The organism is Candidatus Rickettsia mendelii (assembly GCF_057543435.1).
Genome location: NZ_BTGX01000021.1, coordinates 1 through 3,503, shown reverse-complemented (window position 1 = coordinate 3,503; position 3,503 = coordinate 1). Strand labels below are relative to the sequence as shown.

Genomic DNA, 3,503 nt, shown 5'->3' with positions numbered 1-3,503 from the left:
ATAAATGATACCATGTTTATAATACCACCCCACTACCCATATGATTTATTGTACTTACAAATGACAGCGCTTGAAATACTTAAAATAATTTCTCTAATATGCAACAAGACTGACTTGATCGCGGAATAACAAAGAAAAATATCAAAACTTAGCAACAAATCCTATATGGCTAAGGCAGTAGGAATATATAGAACTTAGAACGGCATCTTAAAACCAGGTGGCAAATTTATACCGTTTAAAGCACCTGATAAAGAGTTGTGTGAATCCTTATCACATTTTTGTTTTGCATCATTAAAGGCAACTTTAATTAAATCCTCAAGCATTTCTTTTTCTTCTGCTTTTAATAAAGATGCATCAACTGAAACTTTTTCTACTTCACAATGGCCGGTGATAGTAATTTCAATGAGCCTCCCTCCTGCTTTACCTGTATATCTAGTATTTGCCATTTGCTCTTGAGCTTCTTGCATTTTTTTTTGCATTGTTTGTGCTTGCTTTAAAAACTGATTAAAATTAACCATAATTCTATCCTTTAATTTTTAGGTTCAAGTAATATATCTGAAATTATTGTATTCGGAAAATGTTTTTTAATTAAGCTAAAGCTTTTACTTGCTTCAATTTTACTAATTAATTGATTTTTAAGAATTTGTTTTCCTTGTTGTTTTATTACAATTAATTCAAACTTTTCTTTACTAAAAAGAAATAACAAATCTTCTATTTGCTTTTTTATCTTGCTTGTAACTTCAAGACTTAATATTTCTAACCTATTATCAGTAAAATTTTTAAGCTCTGTGCAATTAAGTAGAAAATAATACACCTCAATCTCATTACTTCTATATAAAAATTCAAGAAAATCTACAATTTCATTTTTTTTTTTATTTCTGTACTAACCGATTGTTTTAAATTTTGATCATTACTATCACAATCTTCTGGCAGTGGTAACGATACTGAATATATAGATTTTATAATTAACATTTCTGTTTCTGTTAGTTGATTATAGGAAATTTTTATTTCTCCTACTCCTTTATTGTATATTTGCCATAAAATTGACAAATATGAAAAACTAATTTTACTTAAAATGTTTTTAATTCTACTATTAAATGACTCATATATCGGCAGACTATAATTAGGTAACATTTTCACTTTATTAAGATAAGCGATAAAATCTGCTACCGATTCCATAAAAATCTCAAGATTAACTGAAAAACTGTAAAGCTTATTTATTAAAGTAATAGCTTTTTCTACCTCTTTATGCACTATATATTCTACAAATTCTATTGTAACTTTGATATCGACAAGTCCAAGAATTTGATTAATCACTTGGATGCTAATTATATTAGCTGATTTTGCCGACATACTAGCTGCTTGATCTAAAATAGAAATTGCATCACGTGCCGAACCATCTGCTTTATAAGCTATAGTTCTTAAAGCTTCTGCATCAATTTTTAAATTTTCTTCCTTAACAATATATTCAAGTAACTCAAAAATCTCTTCAAAATTAAGACGCCTTAAATCATACCTCTGACATCTTGAAACAACAGTTATCGGTATCTTTTGTACTTCAGTCGTTGCAAAAATAAATATTATATGTGGAGGTGGTTCTTCTAAAGTCTTAAGAAGTGCATTAAAAGCTCCCTTAGAAAGCATATGTACTTCATCAATAATAAAGATTTTATACTTACCTTGCAGAGGCTTATACTCAGCTGATTCTATAACCCTACGTATATCCTCTACGCTAGTTTTACTTGCTGCATCAATTTCAATTATATCAGGATGATTATGCTTATTAAAGCTAATACAATTTGTACATTGCTCACATGTTTTAATATTTTCATTCTCAGTAATTAAAGCAGAACAGTTGACTGCTTTGGCAATAATACGAGCTGAGGTAGTTTTACCGACTCCTCTGATACCTGTTAAAAGATAACCTCCTGCAAGCCTATTATTTAAAATAGTATAGCTTAAAACCTTTACCAGTACTTCTTGCCCATGAAGCTCAGCAAAATTACTTGGGCGATATTTTCTAGCAAAAGGAATGTACTTATCATGTGAATTTATATCCATCACAATTTATATTTTAGAAATTTTGAAGAGTAGTTTTAAAAGAATAAATGTACCTCAGATACTTTAAGATGTACAAGAAAGGTGATTGATAAACCTGTGTAACGTACTGTAAGGCAAATTACGGAATTTTTGTAGCACATCTTGAAGTATCTGAGGTACATAATGCTAGTAATGACCCACTAAGTCCTACCCTGGCTGCTCCCTTTCAGACCTGACCAACTAAACAGGCACAGTGCCCACCACTAGCATAATTAACATAACCTGTTTATCTAGAAGAAACAACATATTTTTTCTCTATTTCTGATTTTGTTAATCTCTCAGGTATACCATATATTTCAGGATTTTTTAGTTTAAATAAATCATTGGAGAATTTTTGTACTTTAACTACCTTATCAAAATTAATAGTAACTATATTATTATCTTCAAATATTTTAAGTGTTTCAATTTGTTTTGTAATTTTATTAAAAATAATTTCGCTATATTTCTCTGCTAATGTATGATAAATAGTAATTTTAAAAAAATCTCCTTCATTAATTACTGATTCAAAAATAAAATTTCTGTCAAAATGTTCTTGGTCTTCTAATAAAAAATTAAATATATTCTCGTTTCTATTAATATGACTTACTTGTTCCATATCATAATCATAAAGTGATATAAAATTTTTAGTTCCTACTATAATTAGAGGGAATGGAGGGTAATAATTACAGCGAAATTTATAAGGTTTATCTATCAATAATTTTCCTTTAGCGATATTACCACGAGAATCTTCTTGAGTAAAATCTACTGCAACTAATTTTATTGTACGTAAATAAGTTTTTAATTGTGAAATAGCACTATTATCATTTATATCTAATGCTGCAATAGGAATTGCAAAAAAGCAAATAATAATTAAGAAAAATATTTTTTTTATTTTCACTGATTTATATTTTTAATTATGTTTAAAATAGCCTAGTTATATAGTTAATGCAAAATAATTTGATATACTTTTCTATCTCAATTCTTCATTTACCAGAAGTGTATTTATAAAAATTATTATCTTAAAGGAAAAAGCTAAATATGGAAATAAGGCATTATTAATAGTAAGTGATAGTAATATTATAAGTATAGGAAATAAATAAAGACAAGGTTTTATAGAAATTTTCAAGCGCTGTCATTTGTAAGTACAATAAATCATATGGGTAGTGGGGTGGTATTATAAACATGGTATCATTTATAGAGAATAAGAAGAGATTATTAACAGAGTGTTAAAGTATAAGAATATTATATGGGTTCAATATTATGCTTTGAAGATCTTAGATAGGCTTAGATGGTACTGGAAACCTAAATTTAGAATTTAGTTGGAGGATTGATAAAACATATGTTTAAAGTTAAGAGGTAAGTAAGAATATCTATATAGAATTTTAGATAAGAATGGAGATGCTATCGATTTTATTTACTTCTGC

At 27.7% G+C, this 3,503-nt stretch carries 2 protein-coding genes, 1 other RNA gene and 1 pseudogene; all 4 read right to left on the bottom strand.

Features of this window, described 5'->3' with window-relative positions; translation table 11 throughout:
• Nucleotides 1–194: 194 nt before the first annotated feature.
• The 4 genes and pseudogenes from AC27F4_RS03460 to AC27F4_RS03445 all read right to left on the bottom strand — a co-directional run bounded on the left by AC27F4_RS03460 (nt 195) and on the right by AC27F4_RS03445 (nt 2,971).
• Nucleotides 195–518, bottom strand: a complete 324-nt coding sequence (locus AC27F4_RS03460) for a YbaB/EbfC family nucleoid-associated protein (protein ID WP_487062109.1) — start codon at nt 516–518, stop codon at nt 195–197.
• 11 nt (nt 519–529) lie between these two features.
• Nucleotides 530–2,064 (bottom strand): annotated as a pseudogene (gene dnaX, locus AC27F4_RS03455) (DNA polymerase III subunit gamma/tau).
• A gap of 154 nt (nt 2,065–2,218) precedes the next feature.
• An RNA gene (ffs, locus tag AC27F4_RS03450) (signal recognition particle sRNA small type) lies at nt 2,219–2,312 on the bottom strand.
• A 14-nt stretch (nt 2,313–2,326) separates the two neighbouring features.
• Nucleotides 2,327–2,971, bottom strand: a complete 645-nt coding sequence (locus AC27F4_RS03445) for an outer-membrane lipoprotein carrier protein LolA (RefSeq protein WP_487062111.1) — start codon at nt 2,969–2,971, stop codon at nt 2,327–2,329.
• Nucleotides 2,972–3,503 lie beyond the last annotated feature (532 nt).

Coding starts and splice junctions, on each gene's coding strand:
- AC27F4_RS03460 (WP_487062109.1), bottom strand. CDS start 518: ATGGTTAATTTTAATCAGTTTTTAAAGCAAGCACAAACAATGCAAAAA.